Annotated in this window: 23 protein-coding genes; 4 read left to right on the plus strand and 19 right to left on the minus strand. The window is 49.2% G+C overall.

Translation table 11 applies throughout. From position 1 onward, the window contains the following. The 17 genes from DW743_RS09660 to DW743_RS09735 form a co-directional block, all read right to left on the minus strand. The gene (locus DW743_RS09660; RefSeq protein ID WP_117761494.1) at positions 1–1,164 is read right to left on the minus strand and encodes an FAD:protein FMN transferase; all 1,164 of its coding nucleotides are present in this window, start codon (positions 1,162–1,164) and stop codon (positions 1–3) included. Positions 1,165–1,410: 246 nt separating this feature from the next. Beyond that, positions 1,411–3,663 (minus strand): formate C-acetyltransferase, encoded by a 2,253-nt coding sequence (pflB, locus tag DW743_RS09665; protein ID WP_117761493.1) that lies wholly within the window; start codon positions 3,661–3,663, stop codon positions 1,411–1,413. Positions 3,664–3,858: 195 nt separating this feature from the next. Beyond that, positions 3,859–5,739: a DUF5696 domain-containing protein gene (locus DW743_RS09670; RefSeq protein ID WP_117761544.1), complete on the minus strand. Its 1,881-nt coding sequence runs from the start codon at positions 5,737–5,739 to the stop codon at positions 3,859–3,861. Between the two features lie 116 nt (positions 5,740–5,855). Then, a complete protein-coding gene (rsfS, locus tag DW743_RS18125) occupies positions 5,856–6,209 on the minus strand; it encodes a ribosome silencing factor (RefSeq protein ID WP_022462899.1) in 354 nt (117 codons plus the stop codon). Continuing rightward, on the minus strand, positions 6,210–6,812 hold the full coding sequence (gene yqeK, locus DW743_RS18130) for a bis(5'-nucleosyl)-tetraphosphatase (symmetrical) YqeK (protein WP_117761492.1): 603 nt from the start codon (positions 6,810–6,812) through the stop codon (positions 6,210–6,212). It abuts the gene before it with no gap. 12 nt (positions 6,813–6,824) lie between these two features. Further along, positions 6,825–7,445, minus strand: coding sequence for a nicotinate-nucleotide adenylyltransferase (gene nadD / locus DW743_RS09680; protein ID WP_117761491.1), 621 nt, complete (start codon positions 7,443–7,445; stop codon positions 6,825–6,827). A 67-nt stretch (positions 7,446–7,512) separates the two neighbouring features. Continuing rightward, positions 7,513–7,806, minus strand: coding sequence for a ribosome assembly RNA-binding protein YhbY (gene yhbY / locus DW743_RS09685; RefSeq protein ID WP_022462902.1), 294 nt, complete (start codon positions 7,804–7,806; stop codon positions 7,513–7,515). 28 nt (positions 7,807–7,834) lie between these two features. Next, positions 7,835–9,133 carry a GTPase ObgE gene (obgE, locus tag DW743_RS09690; protein WP_022462903.1) on the minus strand — a complete coding sequence of 433 codons (1,299 nt, stop codon included), beginning with the start codon at positions 9,131–9,133 and terminating at the stop codon, positions 7,835–7,837. Between the two features lie 110 nt (positions 9,134–9,243). Continuing rightward, positions 9,244–9,534, minus strand: coding sequence for a 50S ribosomal protein L27 (gene rpmA, locus DW743_RS09695; protein ID WP_022462904.1), 291 nt, complete (start codon positions 9,532–9,534; stop codon positions 9,244–9,246). 4 nt (positions 9,535–9,538) lie between these two features. Then, the gene (locus DW743_RS09700) at positions 9,539–9,859 is read right to left on the minus strand and encodes a ribosomal-processing cysteine protease Prp (protein WP_055228163.1); all 321 of its coding nucleotides are present in this window, start codon (positions 9,857–9,859) and stop codon (positions 9,539–9,541) included. A 5-nt stretch (positions 9,860–9,864) separates the two neighbouring features. Continuing rightward, positions 9,865–10,170: a 50S ribosomal protein L21 gene (rplU, locus tag DW743_RS09705; RefSeq protein WP_022462906.1), complete on the minus strand. Its 306-nt coding sequence runs from the start codon at positions 10,168–10,170 to the stop codon at positions 9,865–9,867. 116 nt (positions 10,171–10,286) lie between these two features. Next, positions 10,287–11,162, minus strand: coding sequence for a DegV family protein (locus tag DW743_RS09710; protein ID WP_055267903.1), 876 nt, complete (start codon positions 11,160–11,162; stop codon positions 10,287–10,289). A gap of 156 nt (positions 11,163–11,318) precedes the next feature. Beyond that, entirely contained in the window at positions 11,319–12,329 is a 1,011-nt protein-coding gene (locus DW743_RS09715) for a type II CAAX endopeptidase family protein (protein ID WP_055267901.1), read from the minus strand. A gap of 27 nt (positions 12,330–12,356) precedes the next feature. Beyond that, positions 12,357–13,556, minus strand: a complete 1,200-nt coding sequence (locus DW743_RS09720; RefSeq protein WP_117761490.1) for a ribonuclease E/G — start codon at positions 13,554–13,556, stop codon at positions 12,357–12,359. After that, positions 13,549–14,256, minus strand: coding sequence for a TIGR03936 family radical SAM-associated protein (locus DW743_RS09725; RefSeq protein ID WP_117508951.1), 708 nt, complete (start codon positions 14,254–14,256; stop codon positions 13,549–13,551). The genes DW743_RS09720 and DW743_RS09725 overlap by 8 nt, the downstream gene beginning before the upstream one ends. Beyond that, entirely contained in the window at positions 14,240–16,105 is a 1,866-nt protein-coding gene (locus DW743_RS09730; protein WP_117761489.1) for a TIGR03960 family B12-binding radical SAM protein, read from the minus strand. Before DW743_RS09730 ends, DW743_RS09725 begins: the two co-directional genes overlap by 17 nt. A 25-nt stretch (positions 16,106–16,130) precedes the next feature. Next, entirely contained in the window at positions 16,131–17,177 is a 1,047-nt protein-coding gene (locus DW743_RS09735; protein WP_117761488.1) for a M42 family metallopeptidase, read from the minus strand. A 294-nt stretch (positions 17,178–17,471) separates the two neighbouring features. Between DW743_RS09735 and DW743_RS09740 the strand changes: the two genes are divergently transcribed. Then, positions 17,472–18,347, plus strand: a complete 876-nt coding sequence (locus tag DW743_RS09740; RefSeq protein WP_117508953.1) for a YitT family protein — start codon at positions 17,472–17,474, stop codon at positions 18,345–18,347. Positions 18,348–18,427: 80 nt separating this feature from the next. On the opposite strand, the gene DW743_RS09745 is transcribed toward DW743_RS09740, so the two are convergent. Together DW743_RS09745 and DW743_RS09750 are read right to left on the minus strand one after the other, a co-directional pair. After that, a complete protein-coding gene (locus tag DW743_RS09745; RefSeq protein ID WP_117508954.1) occupies positions 18,428–19,015 on the minus strand; it encodes a 50S ribosomal protein L25 in 588 nt (195 codons plus the stop codon). A gap of 230 nt (positions 19,016–19,245) precedes the next feature. After that, positions 19,246–20,247, minus strand: coding sequence for a DnaJ C-terminal domain-containing protein (locus DW743_RS09750; protein WP_117509153.1), 1,002 nt, complete (start codon positions 20,245–20,247; stop codon positions 19,246–19,248). Between the two features lie 216 nt (positions 20,248–20,463). Here DW743_RS09750 and DW743_RS09755 point away from each other — a divergent pair, with 216 nt between their 5' ends. From DW743_RS09755 to DW743_RS09765, 3 genes are all read left to right on the plus strand, one after another. Continuing rightward, entirely contained in the window at positions 20,464–21,666 is a 1,203-nt protein-coding gene (locus DW743_RS09755; RefSeq protein ID WP_117761487.1) for an iron-containing alcohol dehydrogenase, read from the plus strand. A gap of 85 nt (positions 21,667–21,751) precedes the next feature. Continuing rightward, positions 21,752–22,231 (plus strand): DUF6465 family protein, encoded by a 480-nt coding sequence (locus DW743_RS09760; RefSeq protein WP_055267883.1) that lies wholly within the window; start codon positions 21,752–21,754, stop codon positions 22,229–22,231. 129 nt (positions 22,232–22,360) lie between these two features. Continuing rightward, the gene (locus DW743_RS09765; protein WP_117761486.1) at positions 22,361–23,746 is read left to right on the plus strand and encodes an MATE family efflux transporter; all 1,386 of its coding nucleotides are present in this window, start codon (positions 22,361–22,363) and stop codon (positions 23,744–23,746) included. Positions 23,747–23,804: the final 58 nt, after the last annotated feature.

Here is a 23,804-nt window from a genome sequence, read left to right on the forward strand (position 1 = left end):
TTATGTATCACCGTCTTTCTTGATAATGTTTGTCTCGTGATCGGATGTGAAATCGTCAGCAATTCCTTCGGTTACATACAGAACGCCGTCCTCATCCTCCAGAATGGTGTCAAATTCATCGCTGTGTGCACGCCAGTATTCGGCCGCCTTGTCCTTCCCCATGATGAAAAGAGAAGTAGAAAGGCCATCCGCCAGTGTTCCGTCAGCACTTACGATCGTCACCGACACCAGACCGTTATTTGCCGGATGACCGGTCGATGGATCGATGATGTGATGATATTTCATGCCGTCCTGTTCGAAATACCGCTCATAGCCGCCAGAAGTAATAACCGCCCGGTTGGCCGTCGAGAGAATGCCGAGATAATCATCCTCTGCCTCCGGACTCTGCACGGCAACGCGCCATTTACTGCCGTCCGTTTTCGTGCCGACAACCTGAACGTTTCCGCCGAGGTTGATGAGCCCGCTCGTCACACCGCATTCCCGGTAAATATCGGCGATTCTGCCGGAGGTATAGCCCTTTGCGATTCCGCCGAAGTCAATTTTCATGCCGTCCTTGGCAAAGCTGATGGATGCGCTGTCCTTGTCGTAAAGGATATCATTGGCATCGGTCAGCGGAAGGAGGCTTTCGATCGTCTCATCCGAAGGAATCGTATAATTTCCGGTTGTAAAACCCCAGGCGTCCATGATCGGATAAATTGCGATGTCGAAAACGCCGTTTGTGCTGTCATACAGATCCAGCGAGCGTTCCAGCAGATAGGTGGTATCCTCCGATAAGGTTCCGCCGCCGTTTGCATTGATCTGCGCTACTTCACTCGTCTCCTCTCCGGTCGACAGAAGTGCATCCAGCCGCTCAATCTCCTGCTGCGCCTGATCCACCGCCGTTTCTGCATTCGGACCATAGGCAGTGACCGTCATGTACGTATCCATCGCAAAAATGTCTCGGCTGCTCGATGCATCTGCGGCATCGGAAGAAGCTGTGGATGATGCGGATTTCTGCGTGGAATTCTCTTCCGAAGCGTCAGAACTGCTCGAAGACTCCGAAACAGACGCCGGCTGTGTCTGACTTTCACTGCTCTCCGGCTGCGCTGCTGTCCCCGCACCGGAACATCCGCCGACCGTCATCACCATGGCAAGACAAAATGCTGCAACAATTTTCTTTTTCATAAATAAAACTCCATTTTTTCTTATGTTAGGAAATTCTAACTTTGGTATTATAACATTAACTCGTAACTTACGCTATGAATTACTTGATAAAAGTTTTTCAATTAGCGTTCTGCATCTGATAAATTTTCTCATTTTATGTACTCTAAATCAAGTGGATTTTACTGGAATTCAAGCACCGATATACAAAAAGCCCCCACAGCCGCATTGCTGCGGCCGCGGGGGCTTTAGAAATAACATTTTCAGAAATTACATATGATCGTGGCAGGTACGTGCAATTACGTCCATCTGCTGCTCTTTTGTCAGGTCGATGAATTTAACTGCATAGCCGGATACACGGATTGTGAAGTTTGCATACTCCGGTTTCTCCGGGTGCTCCATTGCGTCGATCAGTTTTTCGGTTCCGAATACGTTTACGTTCAGGTGATGTGCACCCTGCTCGAAGTATCCGTCCAGAACGTGTACCAGGTTCTCGGTACGCTCTTCGTCGTTATGTCCAAGTGCACCCGGGTTAATGGTCTGGGTGTTGGAGATTCCGTCCAGAGCATCCTCATACGGCAGTTTTGCTACAGAGTTCAGGGAAGCAAGAAGTCCGCTCTTCTCTGCGCCGTAAGACGGGTTAGCTCCTGGAGACAGAGGCTCACCAGCTTTTCTTCCATCCGGCAGAGAACCAGTTGCTTTACCATATACAACGTTGGAAGTAATGGTAAGGATAGAGGTAGTCGGCTCAGAATCACGATAGGTATGGCAGTATTTCAGTTTGTCCATGAAGGTGCGGAGCAGCCATACAGCGATCTCATCTGCTCTGTCATCGTCATTACCGTATCTTGGGAAGTCGCCGGTTGTCTCGAAGTCAACTGCCATGCCTTCTTCGTCACGGATTACTTTAACTTTTGCATATTTGATTGCGCTTAAGGAGTCTACTACGTGAGAGAATCCTGCAATACCGGTAGCGAAGGTACGTCTTACATCGGTATCGATCAGAGCCATCTCTGCTGCTTCATAGTAATATTTATCATGCATGTAATGGATCATGTTCAGAGTTCCAACGTACAGATGAGCCAGCCAGTCCATCATAACGTCGTATTTCTTCATAACCTCATCATAGTCCAGATACTCGCTGGTGATCGGCTGATATTCCGGAGCAACCTGCTGTTTTGTCTTCTCGTCTTTACCGCCGTTGATAGCGTACAGAAGGCATTTTGCAAGGTTTGCACGAGCGCCGAAGAACTGGATCTCCTTACCGGTCTCGGTAGCAGATACACAGCAGCAGATGGAGTAATCATCGCCCCATACCGGACGCATTACATCATCGTTCTCATACTGGATAGAGCTTGTCTGTACAGAAATATGAGCTGCATATTTCTTGAAAGCTTCCGGAAGATTCTCAGAGTACAGAACAGTAAGGTTCGGCTCTGGGGACGGTCCCATGTTTTCCAGTGTATGCAGGAAACGGAAATCGTTCTTTGTAACGATAGAACGTCCGTCGATTCCCATACCGGCAACTTCCAGAGTAGCCCATACCGGGTCACCGGAGAACAGCTGATTGTAAGACGGAATTCTTGCAAATTTAACCATACGGCATTTCATTACCAGATGGTCGATCAGCTCCTGAGCTTCTTTCTCGGTCAGGATACCTTTTTCGATATCTCTTTCGATGTAGATGTCGAGGAAAGTAGATACACGGCCAACGCTCATTGCAGCACCATTCTGGGTCTTGATTGCTGCAAGATATCCAAAGTACAGCCACTGAACAGCCTCTTTTGCATTTTTAGCCGGCTGGGAAATGTCGTAGCCATAAGACTGTGCCATAACTTTCATTTCCTGAAGTGCTTTTACCTGATCTGCGATCTCTTCTCTTAACTGGAAGTCACCACGACGCATTCCCTGACGGTTGGTTGCAGCGAAATCTGCTTTTTTGCGCTCGATCAGGTAATCAATACCGTACAGAGCAACACGACGATAGTCGCCTACGATACGGCCACGGCCATAGGTATCCGGCAGACCGGTCAGAATTTTATTGTGACGGGCTTTCATCATCTCTGGTGTGTAGATGTCGAATACACCCTGGTTATGTGTTTTGTGATATTTAGTGAAAATTTCATGAAGCTTCTCGCTTGGTTTGTAGCCGTAAGTCTCGCAGGACTGCTCAGCCATTTTAATTCCACCATACGGCATAAATGCACGTTTCAGCGGTTTGTCTGTCTGAAGACCAACTACCTGCTCCAGATCTTTCATGCTGTCATCGATATATGCTGCGCCGTAAGCTGTGATTCCGCTTACAACGTCTGTCTCCATATCCAGAACGCCGCCTTTTGCACGCTCTTCTTTCTGGAGTTCCTGTAATTTGCCCCACAGACGGTCTGTAGCCTCTGTTGGTCCCTCCAGGAATTTCTCATCTCCGTCATATGGAGTATAGTTGTTCTGAATAAAGTCACGTACGTCGATGCCTTCTTTCCAGAGTCTTCCGGTAAAGCCATCCCACTGTTCAAATTCTCTCATTTGCTTTGTTCCTTTCTGGTGTTATTTTGTTTCGTCACGCGCCGGCATCTTCTTTGCACCGGGCATGAACACCTCCGCATGGATAATATAACAAATCTCTGCTTTCCGCGCAAGATATGCACTTGAAAAAATACAAGGAAAAACCACAAAATCTTGTATTTTTATAAGAACAAAATCTACATGTGGCGCTTTTTTTTATGCCCCGTATCCGATTTCATATATCTGCTCTGCAAAGTCACAAATAACATATGTTCCATCGGAAAATTCACTCTTCTGTACGCTTCCGTCCGCCGTCATACACTCGTGGCGTACCAGTTCCAGGAGTGCCGTTTTTTCATGCAGCTCCGTTACAACGCGGCATCTTTCTGTCATCTCTTCCAGACTGATTTTCTCCCCGTCAAATGCACCATCTGTATTCGGATATGCGCCGTCCCGTACAAGATACGGTGCACCGCCTGCAAGAAGCGCATACAGCATATAGTCCTCGTCTTTTGAAACACGGTCCATCATCCACGGCTCGATTACGCAGTCATGATACACAAGATTAAAGAGCGGCACCGGGATTCCTTTTTTCGGTGTCTCTGACGGGCGCAGCATAAAGTCGTACGGTGCATAATGGCAGAACACCAGATACGGAACGGCCCAGTCGCTGACCTCCTCGGAGCTTGAGAGAATCCCCTGTGAGAGCAGCCAGGAGAAGCAGTTTCCGCGGTACGTATAGCAGTCTCTTCTCGTCATCACATGCTCCGGATTTGCGCACTCGTCGCCCTCGTTGCACGTAAACACATCGAGGTATGCACCGTCAAGCCGGATTCCATTTTTCTTCAGTTCGGCAAAATTCCGTTTCACATAGAACGGTGCCTGCGTTGCACAGAGATAGCTCTGCGGTCCGCCCGCCCAGTAACTGTGTCCCGGTATCGTTCCGTCCAGAAGGCGGCAGGCATAATTTTCATCGTAGCTCGGCGCTGCATGGTAATAATCGCGGTACTGGTCGTGAATACCGAATTTGTAGCCGAAATCATGCATCGTATCGACAAGCGATTTCATGTCTTCCCATCCGCCGGCCGCTTGGCATGCCGGTGTGTAGTCCGGATGCTGGTTGTCATACCCCGGTTCTGCCCAGCCGTCCAGATGAAGATAGACTTTCTCTACGCCGAGATCATGAATTTCGCGGATCTGCTGTTCGCGCACGGAAAACGGCACTACGCGGTTATTTTTCTCCGGATTCTGCGGATCGAAAAAGCCGGACTCCGGCTGCACAACCGTCTTGATTCCCGTATGAACAAAACACGTTCCCACAAGATCGTGAATGGACGGATTCTGTACTGCCTTTTCTTTCAAAGTGCGCAGATGGCCCTGTTCCCGTACATACTGACGGTATGTTTTGCAGAGGTCGTTATAATCGCAGTCATTTAAAAACGTATAACGGAATACGCGGCGGTAATTCATTGTTCCAAGGCTTGGCTCCAGCCATGCCCCCACGCTGGTATACGGGCCGCCTGCCGGGTGCTCTGCCTGATAACCGGCGTTCCACGGTGTTGTACAGATCGCTGTATAGCCGCATCTTTCCTTCACCTGGCCAAACCACGGCATATAGCCGCCGGAGGTCTCAAATCTGCCGTCAAACGAAAGCTTTCCAAGTTCCGTCTTCCAGGTATTCGGAATCAGAAGTCCCTGTCCCTCGGTAAGGAGTGTATACCAGTCATCGCGCCCGTTTGTAAACTCCATTGCCGTCGGCCACAGCACCTTTACCGGATGCAGTCCCTCCTCGCAGAGCGGAATCCACTCCATCCAAAATGTTTCATCCACAGCTTCGATCCAGATAATCGTCTCGAAGGCATACGGTGTTCCCGCAAATCCCGCATAACGGCTCCGGATGCCGCATCCGACGCCGAAGGAATAGACCTCATGGGAAATCTCCTCTGCATCCAGGAAACGGTATGTTCCCTCTGCAAAAATCAGTTCCGGTGTCTTTTTCGGATCCGTATTCCAGACAACGCCGTCTTTTTCGATCCTAAGTCCCAGCGTCTCTTCATCGAGCATCACAGCAAGCGATCCGCTTTCTATTTTTTTCATCGTGTGATATTCCCCTTTTTCTTTATCATATGCGTTCCAAACACCAGAAAGGCGCAGAGAACCCGTCCGCCTTTCTCTGCACGGTTCCGGATTTTCTGCGCCTTTTTCCACCTAACTTACATAATCTCTTCTTTTTCTACGACTTTACCATCTCTCCAGATTCTCTCCAGATCGTAGAACAGGCGGTTCTCCTCATCAAAGATGTGGATGACAACATCGCCGTAGTCCATCAGAATCCAGTTTGCGGTCTGATAGCCTTCGATCTGTTTTGGATGTACGCCGGCTTTTCCGAGTACCTCCTCTACGTTGTCTGCCATCGCCTGTACCTGGTTGCGGTTGCTTCCGCTGGCGATCATGAAATAATCTGCCAGAGTCGAAACATGGGTAATGTCCAGAATGCGGACATCCATTGCTTTTTTATCTTCCAGTGCTTCCAGTGCAAGTTTTGCAGTCTGTTTTGCTTCGCTCATTTATGCTTCCTCCTTTGCCGTCCGTTCCCGGTGCAGTGCTTCATAGAACTGATACGCCTGCTCCGTCATCGGGTCCATCGTCTTCGGGTTTTCCGACAGATACGCCATACTATCTTTTAAAATTTCATACATGCATTCGTCGATATCGGTGAATGCCAGCTTCCGAAGGCGGGTAAGGTGTGGTGCCTTGTTTCGTGCCGGCTCGATATAATCTGCGATATAGATGATCTTCTCCAGCAATGTCATATCTTCTTTTCCTGTCGTATGCCAGGTGATGGCACTTAAGATCTCCGGATCTTCCACCTTATACTTGTCCTTCGCCAGAAATGCACCGAGCTTGGCATGGATCAAAAACGGATTGGTCCGCTCAAACTCAGTGATTTCAATCTTATTTTTCTCACACATGGTGATTTTTTTCTTATTCGGAATGCATTTTGCACAGTCGTGAAGCAGTCCCGCGACGCGGGCTTTTTCGAGATCCTCGCCCCATACCATCGCCATGGATGCTGCGGTAAACATCACACCGAGCGTGTGATGATAGCGGTCTTCATCGACTTCCTTCTGGAGTTTTTTGTCCAGTTTCCATAAATCGTACTGTTCCATCCTGCTCTTCCTCTAATCCTGATAGATTTTCTGCTCCTGAATGTAGGAAATCACAGAATCCGGCAGATAGTATTTCACGGATTTTCCTTCCCGGATCCATTCCCGCAGTTCGTGGGAAGAAACATCCAGATTCGGTGTGTCGAGTTTCAGAAAGGTACCGTGAAGTTTTTTTGCATTTCGTTCCATACAGGCCAGAAGCTCTTTCTCTTTTGCCCGATCCCTGGTCGCCACAAGGATCTTTGCCGCGGCGCAGATCCGCTCTGGATTTTTCCACTCATCAAAATAGAACAGGGAATCCGCTCCAATGATAAAGTAAAACTCCGTGCACGGATGTTCCTTCCGCATCGCCTCAAGCGTCCGATAACTGTAGGTATAGCCCTCATCTTTCATCTCTTTGGTGCAGAGCACAAAATGCGGATTGGATGCGATGGCACGGCGCACCATCTCGACACGCTGTGCATCCTTTGCCCGTCCCGCCCGGTTCCGCTTATGTGGCGGATTTCCGGCCGGAAGGAACCAGACTTCATCAAGCCCGAACTGCTCGTACGCCGCCTCGCCAAGGATCAGATGACCGATATGAATGGGATCGAATGTGCCTCCCATAATGCCAATTTTTCTGTTTTTCTTTTCCATACGTTTTCCTCAAAAAGCGCCGGAACTGCAGCGGTATGCTCCGGTCCCGGCGGTTCTTTCCTGCGGATTATTTCGGAAGCTGAATTTTCTTTTTCTCTTTTTTGCCCTCTTTGTACAGCACGATCTTTTTGCCGATCACCTGTACGACCTGGGAATTGGTGCGTTCTGCCAGAACTTCTGCGATCTCTCTTGGATCATCGAGGCAGTTCTGCAGTACATTGATTTTAATTAGTTCTCTCGCCTCAAGTGCCTCTGCTACAGCAGCGGTATGCTCCGGCGTGATGCTGCTTTTTCCTACCTGCAGGATCGGTTCCATGGTCATGGCAAGGCCTTTCAGGTATGCTCTCTGCTTGCTGGTCATACGTCTCCTCCTTCGTTATTTATTCGTTCTATTTATAATAATCAAATTCAAATCCATACATCTTGACGGTATCGCCTTCCTGGATGCCGGCCTGTTCGAGTTCGTCTAAGATACCGGTATCTTTTAAGAACCGCTGGAAGAAAGCAAAACCTTTCTCGGAATCCAGATTGGTGTAGCCGAGCATTTTTTCGATCTTCGGTCCCTCGATGATGAAGCGGTGCTCGTCCTCCGGGTCCTGCTCGACGGTGTACGGCAGGTTCTCGGCAAGAAGCATATCCTCCGGGAAGAATTCCTGCTCGAAGACCATACGCTCTTTCGGAAGCTCATCGAGTTTTTTCTGTACGGCATATAAAAGCTCTTTTAAGCCTTTTCCGCTGACGGCAGAAATCGGATAAACCGGGATGCCTTTCGGCTCGAACTCTTTTTTCAGACGTTCCACCGGATCCTCTTCGCCCTCTTCTACATAGATCGCATCGGTCTTATTGGCCGCGATGATCTGCGGGCGTTTTGCGATCTCCGGGTTATAGGCTTCGAGCTCTTTGTTGATCTTGTTGATATCATCCACTGGATCTCTTCCCTCGGTCGATGCAACGTCTACTACATGGATCATCACGCGGGTTCTTTCGATGTGGCGCAGGAATTCATGGCCGAGGCCGACTCCTTCCGATGCACCCTCGATCAGTCCCGGGATATCTGCGATAACAAATCCGCTGCAGCCCTCAAGGTCTACGACACCGAGGTTCGGGGAAAGCGTGGTAAAGTGATAATTTGCAATTTTCGGTTCTGCATTTGTCACGCGGGAAAGCAGGGTCGATTTTCCAACGTTCGGGAAGCCGACGAGTCCGACGTCCGCGATGACTTTCAGTTCCATTCTTACTTCCAGCTCCTGTGCCGGCTGGCCTGGCTGGGCGTATTTCGGAACCTGCATGGTAGCGGTTGCGTAATGCATATTTCCGTTTCCACCTTTTCCGCCTTTTAATACAACCTGACGGCGGTTTTCACCGGACATATCTGCGATGACTTTTCCGCTCGCAGCGTCCATAATGACGGTTCCTTCCGGTACTTTCAGGACAATATCTGCGCCGTTTCCGCCATGGCATCTGCGTTTTCCGCCCGGCTCGCCGTCGGTAGCAGAAAACTTTCTTCTGTGGCGGTAATCAACCAGTGTATTCAGTCCTTCGTCAACTTCAAAAATAACGTCTCCGCCTTTGCCGCCATCGCCGCCGTCCGGCCCGCCGTTCGGTACAAAAAGCTCTCTGCGGAAACTGACATGTCCGTCTCCGCCCTTACCGGAGCGGATCAGAATTTTTGCTCTGTCTGCAAACATGGTATTCTCCTGTCTTGTTTTATCTAAATCCAAATCGGTCTGTTGGACCTTTAATTATTATTAACAAAAACGGCTTCAAACCTCTTAAGATTTGAAGCCGCACCTTTGTCTTACTCTTCTGTTGCTACCGGATATACGGAAACCTGTTTTTTGTCACGTCCTTTTCTTTCGAAAGCTACGCGTCCGTCAACCATAGCGAATAAGGTATCGTCTTTTCCGATTCCTACGTTCACGCCTGGATGAATCTTGGTTCCACGCTGTCTGTAAAGAATGTTTCCAGCCTTTACAACCTGTCCGTCAGCTCTTTTTGCTCCTAATCTCTTGGACTCGGAATCTCTACCGTTCTTGGTAGAACCAACTCCTTTTTTATGAGCGAAAATCTGAAGGTTCATATTTAACATGGTATTACACCTCCTTGAATGCGATCTCTAAGTATTGTGCTCCATAATCGCGGCGGATACTTTCGAGGCCCAGCAAAAGTGATTTTACAAGAAGTGCGGTACTTTCAGAATACCCATTCGGGAATGAAAAATACACGTATCCATCTCCAGCCTCACTTATAATCAGATCCTCTGTCAATGTTTCCACGGAATTTACGGTGTTTACAATCAATGCGGAGACAGCGGCACAGATGATATCCTGCCCTTCCTCTGCATAGCCTGCATGACCGTTTGACTCCACGGAGATGTACTCGCCGTCAGACTCTGTTACGGTTATACAAATCATAAGACTTAAGCGTTGATTTTTTCAATCTTCACTTCAGTGTACTGCTGTCTGTGACCGTTTTTCTTATGATAACCAGTTTTTCTCTTATACTTGTAAACGATAACTTTTTTGCCTTTACCGTTTCCAACTACAGATGCGGTTACGGATGCATTTTTAACGTCCTCGCCAACTTTCAGTCCGTCATTGCTTACTGCAAGTACCTGATCAAAAGTTACGGTTTCTCCAGCTTCAACGCCAAGTTTCTCTACTCGGATAACATCGCCTTCAGCTACCTTGTACTGTTTACCACCTGTTGCAATAATTGCGTACATATGGCACCTCCCTATCAATTACTCGCCAGATTCGGTGGTCTTTCGACTCTTTTACCTCTCTGTGCGGCATACTTCTACAATATATCATCACGTCTGCTGTTTGTCAATAGTATTTTTCAGGAAATTGCAGATTTTTTTTCGCATGCAATTGCCAGTGCGCCAGGTCCGATGTGGCAGGCAACGCTTAAGGACAGCGGATGCGCATCGACTTCAAAATCCGGGAAGGCTTCTTTTACTTCGACAATCCATCCATCGATTACTTCTTTGTCGTTTGCGGTATAGGCAATGTGAAGTCCCATGATGCCGGCTGCACGCTCTTTTGCGAAGCGTTTGTCCATATCTTTTTTCATAGCCTTGATCATGGCTTTCTTTGCCTGTTTCACACCGCGCGCTTTTTCAAACGCGTCAAGCTTCTCTCCCTGGATCGTCAGCACCGGTTTGATATTTAAAACGGTTCCGATCATGGCCGCTGCCGGCGTAACGCGGCCGCCTTTTTTCAGGTATTTTAACGTATCTACCATAATATAGATACTTGCATCCAGCGCATCCTCTTCCAGAATTGCTTTAATGTCTTTTGCTGCCACGCCGCGGTTTGCCATTTTCTTTGCATCCAGAACAGACTGCTGCTGCGTAACGGAGATTCTCTGGTTGTTGACAACCTGCACTTTTCCTTCGTAGTCCTCGGACAGCACGGTCGCTGTATCACAGGAGGTGGAAAGGCCGCTTGACATCGGAATGTAAACAATGTCATCGTACTCTTCGAGAATTTTGTTCCAGAAATCCATCAGATCTCCCGGAGACGGCTGAGATGTGGAAACAGCCGCATCCTCTGCCAGAATCTCGTAAAACTGTTCCTGTGTCAGGTCGATATCCTCAAACTGGATTTTTCCGCGCATGAAGAAAGGCATCGGAAGGACAAAAACGCCCAGCTCTTTCGCCTGACTCTGTGTAATACCGCTGTTGCTGTCGGTAGCAATAGCTGTTCTTGCCATAGTTCTTATTCCTGCTGTCTCTTGTTAGAGAAACAGCTTTTCCTTTCTGTAATATCGTGTAACGCTTGATTTGCTGTTATTCTATCATAAATCGTACCTGTTTTCTACCCGGCTTGGACATTTCTGCAAAATTGCCCAAACTGCTTTTGATTCTTTTTACATCATACCAATACCAAGGAAAAACAGTCCGCCAAGGATCAGCAGAATGGTCGGAATTACGATTTTTGCAATGGTCTTTTTTCTTCTCTCCTTCGGGAAAAATCCTTCGCTTTTTGTCTGCTGGTACATCAGAAGACGGCTTCCCATATAAAGACCGATCGGCATCAGCGCCGCTTCGATCAGATACATGCCGATGTACGTTTCCGTTGCGTATCCGCTGCCTGCTGCTGCGTTCCCCTGCGAGAACATATAGAGGAAGCTTGCCGCAATGCTCGCCACAATCGTCGATGCGTTATGGACGAAATGAAACAGCGAGCTGTAAAACATGTTGTCGGTCTTCATCCGCACATACGAGAGAACGATTCCCATCATCATCATCGGAAGAAAACGGACGATGCTCATGTGGAAAGCGCCAAAATAAACGCCCATCAGAAGCAGCATCACCCATTTCTTTTTGATTCCGCGCAGGCTGTACTGCAGAAGACCGCGGTGCAGTGCTTCTTCACAGATGGCCGGTGTCAGCGCAACGACAAGCAGCTCGCCGAAATAGGAAAGGCCCGCCATACTGCTGTCCATGGATTCCGAGAGGCTTGCGTATTCCTGCGGGAAAATCCATTCCATCAGAAGGAAAAGAGCAAGCACACCACGGTACGTCACATACCACATCAGAATGGTTCCGAGGATTCCGGCTCCATCCGGCTTTTTTAATGGGAACACTTCTTTTAACGGAATATGAAGTGCCCGTACGACGAGAATGGATCCGATCAGGAATACAATGATCTCGTCCAGCGCATTTCCATACATCCCTCCTGCAAGAACCAGCGGAATTCCGGCGAGATTAAAAAGAACCATCAGAAAGGCAAACACCAGCAGGCCCTGCCATGGTTTCAGTATCTTTTCTTTTTCCGCCGGATGCGGCCGTTTTGCCGGCATCTGGTTTCGAAAGGGTTCGTAAAGATATGGGGTATCATTTTCATTGAGGTGAATCGGTTTCTTTTGTGGTTCCATATTCATTCCTCCTTTGTAAGGTCACTGTCATTTCATCTGTTCTGCCAGCGGCCGGCGGATTTTCTTTCTCGTCAGTTCCACGAGATGAAGCGCCGTCATATCCACAACTTTGGTCGGAACGGGATCTTCCCGCACAAGACCCTGCAGGAAGCCGAGAAGGCGCTCCTCCTGCTCTTTTTCCGGCATGTTGATAAAGTCAACCAGGATCAGACCGGAAATCCCGCGCAGGCGGATCTGGCGGGCGATTTCGCGGGCTGCCTCCTGGTTTACGCTGTACAGAAACGTATTTTTCCGTCCGCCGAGCTGCTTTCCGCTGTTCACATCGATCGCGGTCAGCGCTTCGGTCGGTTCGATCACGAGGAATCCGCCGGAAGGCAGATCCACACGTTTGTCGAGTGCCTGTTTTACGTGATTTTCGAGATTTTCTTTCTTTGTCAGTGTGGTAAGCTGATCCTCATACCAGGTCAGGCGGCAGTCGTGAAAATCATGGCGCTCCAGATATTCTCTGCAGATCTCATACGTTTCTCTGTCATCTGTCACAAGTTCTGAAACTGACGGTGCATACCGTTTGACGAGCTCCGGCACGGCATCTGACGCCCGATACAGGCAGGAGTACAGGCTCCGCATTGTTCCATACTGGACAATCCGCGCGAGTTTTTCGGACAGCTCGAGATATTCCTGCCGGATCTCTTCTTCCGAAGCATCAGCGGATGCGGTGCGGAAGATCACGCCAAACGGAAGGCTTCCGCCGGAAAATTCTGGAAAGATCCGGCTTCCCAGTTCTTTTAACCGTTTTTTCTGCTCCGGCAGAAGGCGTCCCGAGCATGAGATTTCCGGCTTTCCATAATAGAGCGCCAGGGCACTTCCCGAAAGAGAAAGTTCTGCTGTCGCCGACGGAAGCTTCGTTTTCTGCGCTTCCCGCTGGATCTGCACGACAATTTCATCTCCGACATGCAGTTCTGTTCCCGGTGCTTTTTTCAGAAGATACCCTTCTTTTACACGGGACAGATCAAGAAAACAGCTCTGCTGCTCCGCAAACGAGACAAATGCCCCGCGGATCCCGGGCGCCAGTTTTTCCACCCGGCCGACATAGATATTGCCAAGCAGCGTTTCCTTCTCCCTGCAGAGGGCCGTCAGTTCGACCGGTCTTTCTCCTTCCACCAGCGTGTGTACCAGGTAATCTTTTCCCGCCCACGGCAGATGGGCAATGACAACTCGTTTACTCAACTTCTTCTCCTAATGCTTCCAGCGGAACCAGCTTTCGCTCTTCTTCCGTTCCGATGTCTGCGTAAACTTCCTCGCGCAGAATCGTGTATGCAAACGGCGGCAGTTCAACCCCGCACCATTTGCAGAACGCTTCCATCACGAGCTCCGGTTTCAGGTTCGAAACACTTCCGGTGGAGAGCTGCATCCAGACACCACTTTTCTTTGCTTTCATATCGTAAATCCATGGGCGGATATCGGTCAGCTTTTCGCTTCGTTTTGTCTTTCGCATGATCTCAATCTGCGGAAGTGCAAAAAACACCGGTACTTTCGTTTCCAGATCAATCTCCGGCATTTTTCCCTCGCGGAACTGCACGAGATAATCGGCTCCTGCTACGAGAGACATTGCCTTGCTTGCTTTTCCATCCGGCACATGGCGGGCGGAAAGCACTTCCATTCCCTCAACCATCGTCGCATTCAGACGTTTTACAATCTCGTCGGTTTTCATATCTTCCGCGAGCACCATATCGAAATATTCACCGGTGCTGCTGATGCCGACACCGAGCGGAGAAGCAAACGACAGCAGCATGTGCGGGCTGAAGCCCTCGGAATAAGCGATCGGAAGTTCCGCACGGCGGATTGCTTTCTGGAAGTAACGCATCACATCCAGATGACCCACAAATTTCATCACACCTGTTTTGGCAAACTTAATTCTGATTTTCATAGCAGACACCTCCTCCGAATGATTTTGCTCCGCAGCCGGAACACTGCATCTTACAGTTCGGGGTAACGGTTTCTTTCTGTGCCCGCTCCCATTCGCGGATCAGGAATTTTTTCGTCACGCCGATATCAAGGAAATCCCACGGAAGGATCTCATCGGTGCTGCGCTTACGGCAGGCATAGAACGAAACGTCAATGCCGGTCTCTGCAAACGCTTCTTCCCAGGCATCTTTCCGGAAATACTCGGACCAGGCATCGAAAATAGCACCTTTTCGGTACGCTTTTTCAATAACTTCGGCACATTTCCGGTCACCGCGTGCAAGGAATCCCTCCAGAAGGGAAATATCTGCCTCATGATAAATGTAACGGATGCTCTTCTGATTCAGCTGTGCGCGGACCTCTGCCTTTACAATCGCCGCTTTGTCAAGAAACTCCCTCTCCGTGTTCATCGGTGCCCACTGGAACGGAGTGAACGGCTTCGGAATAAAGAACGAGGAGCTTGCCGTAATCTGGCATTTTCCGTTTCTCTGGTCTTTCGGAATCTCATAGTAACGCTCTGCGATCTTTTCCGCCAGATGCGCAATTCCTTTGATATCATCCTCGGTCTCGGTCGGAAGGCCCAGCATGAAATACAGTTTTACTTTATTCCAGCCGCCCTCAAACGCTTTTCCGGCTCCGTCGAGAATGACTTCCTCGGTCAGACCTTTATTAATAACATTCCGCATCCGCTGGCTTCCCGCCTCCGGTGCGAAGGTCAGGCTGCTCTTTTTGATATCCTGTACCTTGCTCATGACATCGAGGGAAAATGCGTCGATTCGAAGAGACGGAAGGGAAATATTGACACCCTTTTCCGGGCAGCTGTCGATCAGATAGTTGACAAGCTCCGGAAGATGGCTGTAATCACTCGAGCTCAAAGAACTCAACGAAATCTCATCGTGGCCGGTATTGCGCAGCATATGGGTCGCAAGTTCTTTTAACTTCTCCACATCGCGCTCTCTTGTCGGACGGTACACCATACCCGCCTGGCAGAAACGGCAGCCGCGGATACAGCCGCGCTGGATCTCCAGAACGACACGGTCCTGTGTTGCCTTGATAAACGGCACGACCGGTTTCTCCGGATACGTTGCCTCGGTCATATCCATGACAAGCTGTTTTTTGATCTTTTCCGGTGCTTCCGGAATGGACGGCGTAAAGGCCGCGATCGTTCCGTCCTCGTGGTACGTTACTTCATAAAACTGCGGTACGTAAATACCAGGGATCCGGCATGCCTTTTTCAGGAAATCCTGACGGGTTCCGCCGTTCTTTTTATTTTCCAGATACGTGTCAAAAAGCTGGTCGTACACAACCTCACCCTCTCCGATGTAAAACAGATCGAAGAACGGAGCGATCGGCTCCGGGTTGTACGTACACGGGCCGCCGCCGATGACGATCGGGTCCTCGTCGGTACGCTCCACCGCATGCAGCGGGATTCCGGCAAGGTCGAGCGCCTGCAGAACGTTTGTATAACACATCTCATACTGCAGGGTGATGAACAGGAAATCCTCGTTTTTCACCGGCTCCTGGGATTCCAGACCGAACAGCGGAATGTTCTGTTCACGCATCACGCGGTCCAGATCCGGCCATGGGGAATAAACTCGCTCGCACCACATATCCTCGCGTTTGTTGAACATATCGTACAGGATCTGGATGCCAAGGTGGGACATACCGATCTCATACACATCCGGGAACAGGAATGCGCCGCGCAGGGCTACTTTCTCTTTGTCTTTTACGACACTGTTGAATTCATTTCCAATATATCGCGCAGGCTGCTCAATCTGGAGCAGCACTTCTTCTGGCAATGCTAATTTTCTCATGCAATTCTCTCACTTGTTCTTATTTTTATTTGTCCAGATACGCCGCAAGCAGTTCCAGCGTATTCTTCACGCCGTCCACATGGCTTCTTTCATATCCATGGGATGCGTACACACCGGCGCCGATCAGGGCATGGCGTGCGTCTGCGCCGCCGCGGAGCGTTGCCTCCACGTCAGAGCCGTAGTGCGGGTAAACATCCGCCGCATAGTCGATTCCGTTTGCTTTTGCTGCCGCAATCAGCTCGCCGGTAAAATCGTAGCTGTAAGGGCCGCCGCTGTCTTTGACGCAGATGGATACCTGATGCTCTTTACACTCCAGTCCGTCGCCGACACAGCCCATATCAACAGAAAGAATATCTGTCACGCCCTCCGGAACGGAAGCAGATCCGCCGTGGCCGACCTCTTCGTATACGGTAATGTGCTGATAAACCGGGCGGGACGGTGTGACATTTTCTTCTTTTAAATACTTCGCATAGCCGAGCAGAATTGCAACGCTCAGTTTATCATCGAGGAAACGGCTCTTGATGTAGCCCTTCTCCGTGATGCGGGTTCTCGTCTCAAAGCAGACGATATCACCAGTCTCGATGCCGAGCGCTTTTGTCTCCTCTTTGGAGAAGACCATCTCATCCAGAACGACCTCCATATTGTCGTAGGTGCGGTCCTGCTGGTCGTAGGAACCGTTGACATGGATCGACGGGTTGTTCATCTGGAAGCAGCCCTCGTACCGTTTTCCGTCTCTTGTGATGACAACGCAGTTTTCCGTCTCCGCATTGTTCGGATTCATACCGCCGAGCGCGGTGAGACGAAGACGGCCGTTTCCTTTCACTTCCGCTACCATGCCGCCGAGCGTATCGGTATGTGTCTCCACAAGGACACCGCCGTTTCCTTCACAGCCTTTGGCAAGCTGCACCAGAAGGCCGCCCTTTGTGGTGATCACCGGCGCATAGCCCATCGCTTCGTACTCTGCTTTCAGCCATGCAATGGCATCTTTCGTGTAGCCGGTCGGGCTGTCGATGGAGAGCAGTTTTTTCAGTTTCTCTGTTATAAAATCAACATAAACCTTTGTATTTTTCATGTTTCTTCCTCCATTTTTGTTTCTGTTTTTTCTTCTTTTTTCGAAACATTTTGAAACAGAAACTGCAGATTTTTTTCTTTCCGAAAAAAGATCCTGCCCTTCATCATACCACAGAAATAAATTGGATACAACCATCGGAAAACGGAAAAATGGAAATAAGGAAAATGTAACTGGACAAACTACCCTATGCCATGCTATGTTTGAAGAGGGGGATACATTATTAGCTGTTATTCAAAAAAGTTTCTTCTATAATAAAATAAAGGTCGCCTCAAATTCAAATAAAGGAGCAAAAAAATGGACACAAAAGAACAGGCATCGCAGCCTGCATTACAAACGTTAAAAGAATATGCTGTCATTACCGCAGCTGTTCTGATCATGGACATTGGAATTTATGTTTTTAAATTCCCTAATAATTTTTCTTTCGGCGGTGTATCCGGTATGGCCGTTGTCATCTGCCGGTTTCTTCCGTTCACTGCCTCACAGATCAACCTTTTTATCAACCTGCTGCTTCTGCTGGTTGGTTTTGCTGTGCTGGGGCGGAACTTCGGCGTCAAGACAGCCTACGTGACCGTGCTTTCCTCGGTTCTTCTGAACATTTTTGAAAAGCTGTTTCCGATGGCACATCCGCTTACCGATGAGATCATGCTGGAGCTCTGCTTTGCCATTATTCTTCCGGCACTGGCGGCAGCACTGCTGTTTTTTGAGAATGCCTCCGGCGGCGGCACAGACATCATCGCCATGATTATTAAAAAATATTCTACAATGAATATTTCCACTGCCCTGCTGGTGACCGACCTCATCGTTGTCATCCTTGCTTTCCTGATTTTCGATACCTTAACCGGACTTTGTTCGGTTCTCGGTCTGATGGCGAAAACACTGCTGATTGACAAAACGATTGAGCGGATGAAGCTGAATAAATTTTTTACGATTATCTCCAACAATCCGCAGCCGATCTGCGATTTCATCACAAAGGATCTCAATCACAGCGCAACCCTTTACGACGCCGTCGGCGCTTACTCCGACCAGCAGCGGACAGTCATTCTCACGGTTGTGGATGTCAAGCAGGCCGTCTATCTTCAGCGGTTTATTCATGATACCGAGCCGACCGCGTTTATTGCGATCACAAAGAGCAGCGAAATTATCGGAAAAGGCTTCATGAGTTATGTCTGATCGATTCAAACCATATTTTTTACGCAAAAAATCCGAAGGTTTTTGACGCCTTCGGATTTCTTTGTATGTGCTTATTCTGTTTATTTCTCTTCTGCTGCTTCGGTATCTTCTGCCGGTGCTTCTACGTTGTGGGAAGCCATCAGACTTACGACAATGGATTCCGGATTGGTCTTTATGGTGATATCCGGGTCAGCGGCCAGGGACAGATCTTTGACGCGGATGACATCACCGATCTTCATCTCTCCGACATCGACCATTACCTGATCGACCAGGGATGCCGGGTATGCCATGTAGGCAACCTCGTTCAGATCCTCCTGCAGAACGCCTTCTGCGATCTTTTCATGGTTTACAAGGACAATCTCTGCAACGGAATGAACTTTCTCGTTGCTGACCAGTGCCTGGAACTCGATCGAATCGATCTGTCCGGCTACCGGGTTATAATCAACATTTTTGATCAGGACATCGTATGCGGTTCCGTCGACATCCAGCATAATCTGGCTGCCTTTGTGGTCTGTCTTCAGCAGTTTCTCGACATCTCTTTTTACCATCTTAACTGGAATGGATTCTTTCATCTCTCTGCCGAATACATTGCCGACAACGTATCCTTCTCTTCTGAGTCTTTTTGCTTTTACATCCAAACTTCTCTTTTCAGCTTTTAAAGTATTCATTTACCTTTTCCTCCAAAAATCTGATTCTTAGCAGGCTTCTTATCTTGTGAAGGGTGTTAAGTTTGCTTTGCCTTGTGGCTATGAATAAGTTTCTTGGAACAGGATGTTTGGGAACATGCAAGGAAGAATTGGTTTCTTGTTGATTCCTTTTCTTTGTTCTAGTTGTAATATAATACCACGAACACAATTTGTCAACCCGGATTTTCCGATTTCACAGTTTCTTCACATTTTCAGCACGCTTCCTTATATTCCATCAGTTTCTGGCGTGCTGTGCGGTTCAGACTGCGCGGTACAGCAATCTCAATCGTCGCATAATGATCACCGTGCACGTTCGCATCTTTCATCGATACCATGCCCTTGCCGCGCAGACGGAGCTTACTGCCGGACTGTGTTCCTTCCTTGATTTTGCAGACCACATCTCCGTACAGTGTCGAGACACGCGCTTCGCCGCCAAAGACTGCCGTTGTGTATGGAATCTGAATCGTCGTGTAGATGTCCATTCCGCGCCGTTCAAAACCTTTCTTTTCTTCTACATTGACCTTCAAAAGCAGATCGCCGCGGCGGCCGTTTGATCCTGTATGGCCTTTGCCGCGCAGACGGATGCTCTTTCCGTTCTCGATACCGGCCGGGATTTTAACCAGCAGCGTATTGGTCGTTCCATCCGGGTTCCGCAGGGTAATCTGTTTTTCACAGCCCGATGCCGCTTCCTCCAGGCGGATCGAAACCTCAGCGTGCAGATCGAGATCCTCTGCCGTACCGCGGCCGGAAAATGCATCCTCAAACGGATGTCTGCTGCTTCCCGAACGCGTATACCGCTCGCTTCCGAATCCACGGCTTTTGCCATGAAACATCTGATCAAAGAAATCGCCGAACATATCGTCCGCGTTTCCTTCAAAGTGAAATTCGTGATAGCCGCCGTTGTTTCCGCTTCCGCCGAACGGGTTTCCATACGCACTGCCGTACGGATTTCCACCGCCCTGCTGGCTGTACGCGCTGGCTCCCTGGTCGAACGCCGCGAATCCGAACTGATCGTACATTTTCTTCTTTTCCGGATCGCTTAAGACAGAATACGCTTCTGTCACTTCCTTAAATTTCTTTTCCGCATCCGGGTTTCCCGCATTCGTATCGGGATGATATTTTTTCGCCAGTTTCCGGTATGCACGCTTGATTTCTTTCTCGTCTGCATTCCGGCTGACGCCTAATACTTCATAATAATCTCTTTTTGTTTCCATCATCAGGCACCTCCAGTCAAGCCTTTTCCTGATTTCCCAGGTGAACAATTCCTGGCTCTCTTTATCTGTTCTATTTGTACTATAACACGCATTTTTTACACTGTCAATTCTTTTCACGGAAGATTCAAAATTCCTATACGAATTGAAAAACCTGCCGTGCACTGTTACAATAAGAGATATACGATTCTCACGATTTTTTATGGAGGTACTTGATTGATGCATTCCATTTTCTGGTTCCGCACCCGGCAGTGGGTGTTGAGCCGCGTTCTTCATCTGACAGAGCATAAGAAACAGACACTCCTTGCAGCACCGGATGCCGTTCTGCTGCTCCCCGCGTTATTCCGGAAACGCCGGATCTCCCGGATTCTCCTGGTGACTACCCCCGGCTTTGTCCGCCGCGGAACACTGACGTCTCTGCTGGATGGCTGTAAAAAAGAAAACATTTCCGTCACCATTTTCTCCGAAATCGCCCCGGATCCGCAGATTGAGAGCGTGGAACAGGGTTTCCGTCTTTATCAGCAGATTCAGGCTCAGGCTATCCTCGCCATCGGCGGCGGATCCGTTCTCGATACAGCAAAGCTGATCGGTGCCCGCGTCTGCTGTCCGAAAAAGACGGTTCCTGCGATGCGGGGCCTCCTGAAAGTCCGTCGGAAACTTCCGCCGCTGTTTGCCGTGCCGACGACAGCCGGAACCGGTTCGGAGGCAACGGCGGCAGCTGTCATCACAGACTGTATCGACGGGAAACCATACAAATACGCCGTCAATGACCTCTGTCTGATCCCGGATACGGCAGTTCTCGATCCGCGTCTTACGATCAGCCTCCCGTCCTCTATGACCGCAGATACCGGTATGGATGCCCTGACCCATGCCATGGAAGCTTTTCTGAACCTCTTCGCCTCCCGCAGCGTGCAGAATGCATCCATCGAGGCAGTCTGCGAAAATTTCCATGCCCTGCCCGAAGCCTGGCGTGACGGCTCCCGTCTTGCCGCACGGCAGGAAATGCTTCATGCATCGTATCTGGCCGGTTTCGCTTTTACCAACAACTTTGTCGGCTACGTCCATGCCATTGCCCACGCCGTCGGTGCACTGTACCACATTCCGCACGGAAGAGCCAACGCGGTTCTGCTGCCTGCTGTTCTGCGCGAATACGGTTCCTGCATTGCGCCTAAACTTGCCGTTCTCGCCGATGCGCTTTCTCTCGGCGGAGATACCGTTTCTGAAAAGGCTGAGCGGATGATTGCAGCTATCGAGGCTATGCGCGATTCGTTTGACATTCCATCCACTCTGCCGCACCTTTCGCCGAATGATTACACAGAAATAGCACGCCGTGCTTTAAAAGAAGCAAATCCCACCTACCCTGTTCCGCAGATCTGGGATTCTGAAAAAATCTTTTCTGTGCTCCGCCGTGTACAATCCTAAAGCCGCTGTTTTCTCGAATTTAAATTTGACAGAACGCAAAAAACATGGTAATTTATTAGAGATATCGCATAGAGGAGTGAATAAAATGAATAAAAGAACCATGAAAAAAATGGCCAAAGCGAAACAGCAGGCTGCAGAAGCTGCAAAAACAGCGGAAACCGTTGTAAAGACAGCGGCACCGGCAAAAGAAGTAAAACCAACGACTGAAAAAACCTTACATACAGAAGCAGCAGAAGGAAAAGCAGAAGCTGCAAAAGAGCCGAAAAAAGCAACCAAAAAAGAAACCGTTAAAAAAACAGTAAAAAAGGAGACCACGGAAACCATGGCAGAAGCAACCAAAACCCCACGTAAAATGACAAAAGTATCTGATACCGTTCTTGAGATCTTCGAGACAAAAGTATCTATGAAAGACCTCGAAGCAGTCATCAAAAAAGAAGTAAAAGCAAACGGATTAAAAGGCGAGATCAAAATCTACCTGAACGCAGAGCAGAGAGCCGCTTACTACACCGTAGACGGACAGGGATCTGACGATTTCAAAGTAGATCTGACCACTCTTGCTGAATAATTTTTCTGTCAGCTGATCTATCAGAACAGACCAAAAGCGGCATGTCCGAAACAAAGTCTTCCGGATTTTGTTTCGGGCATGTTTTTTGCTGTCTGTTCCCAAACCTAAAAAACGACAAGGTATTTTTCTATGAAAACTGTAAACCATCTCGGAACCGACCCGATCGGAAAACTGGTTCCCCGTATTGCTTTTCCGAGCATGCTGGCACAGTTCGTGAGTGTTCTGTACAGCATTGTAGACCGTATGTACATCGGCCACATTGCCTCTGTCGGTGATCTGGCGCTCGCGGGTGTCGGCGTCTGCGGTCCCATTCTCACCATGATCGGCGCGTTCTCCTCCCTCATCGGGGTCGGCGGCGCACCGCTGCTCGGCATCCGGCTCGGAGAGAAAAATGAAAAAGAGGCATCCCGCATCCTGGCTAATGCGTTTCTGATGCTTGTTTCCCTGTCCCTCGTTCTGACAGCCGCGGCGCTTTTTTTAACCCGCCCGATGCTGATGGCATTCGGAGCCAGCACCGTTACGTATCCTTACGCCAGAGCCTATTTTATGATCTACGTTTCCGGCTCTGTGTTTGCGCTTTTATCGACCGGCCTGAACCAGTTTGTGATCTGCCAGGGCTTTGCCAGTGAGGGAATGAAATCTGTTCTGCTAGGCGCCGTCCTGAATCTGCTGCTGGACCCTGTGTTTATCTTCGTTCTGCATCTCGGCGTGCGCGGCGCAGCAATTGCAACCGTGCTCTCCCAGATCGCAAGCTGTCTGTATGTGCTGCATATTCTGTTCGGAAAGACGATTCCGATCCGCATCACCTTCGGCGGGTATTCATTTGCGATCATGAAACGCATTCTGACAGTCGGTTTTACTCCGTTTCTAATCATTGCCATCGACAATGTGATGATCATTGCGATGAACGCCGTCCTGCAGCAATATGCACCCGCCGGACAGGGAGACAGCTTCATCACCTGTGCAACGATCGTTCAGAGCTTTATGCTGATTATTACGATACCGCTCGGCGGAATCAGTGGCGGAACGCAGTCAATCCTCGCATACAATTATGGAGCTGGAAATTCCAGGCGTATTCTTGAGGCACAGAAAACCATCATCGCACTCTGTGCCGGATTTACGACCTTGATGTTCCTCGTCTCCAATGCCGCCGGAACACTGTTTGCGCAGCTTTTTACTTCCGATCCGCAGATCGTCTCGATGGTGGTCCGCGCGATTCATATTTCGACACTCTCAGTCATTCCGCTCGGCATTCAGTACGAGATTGTAGACGGCTTTACTGCAATGGGCTGCGTGCGCTATTCGTTTGCACTCTCCTTCTTCCGGAAATTCGTCTACTTTACCGCTCTGTTTCTTCTGCCGCGGTTCTTTGCACTGGAAAACATCTTCTACGTGGAACCTATTTCCGACCTGATCGGGCCGGTTGTCTCAATGATTGTTTACTGGACTTCGATTCAGAAGATTCTGAAACAGCGGGAAGAGGCGGTACGGCTGATGCACACAAAAAAAGCATAAAAAATCTCATATCAAAAAAGCTGTTCTTTTCCGCGGAGTTTTCAAAACTCTCACCAGA

Origin of the sequence: Blautia sp. AM28-27 (assembly GCF_003480905.1) — a bacterium.
Lineage (GTDB): Bacteria > Bacillota > Clostridia > Lachnospirales > Lachnospiraceae > Fusicatenibacter > Fusicatenibacter saccharivorans.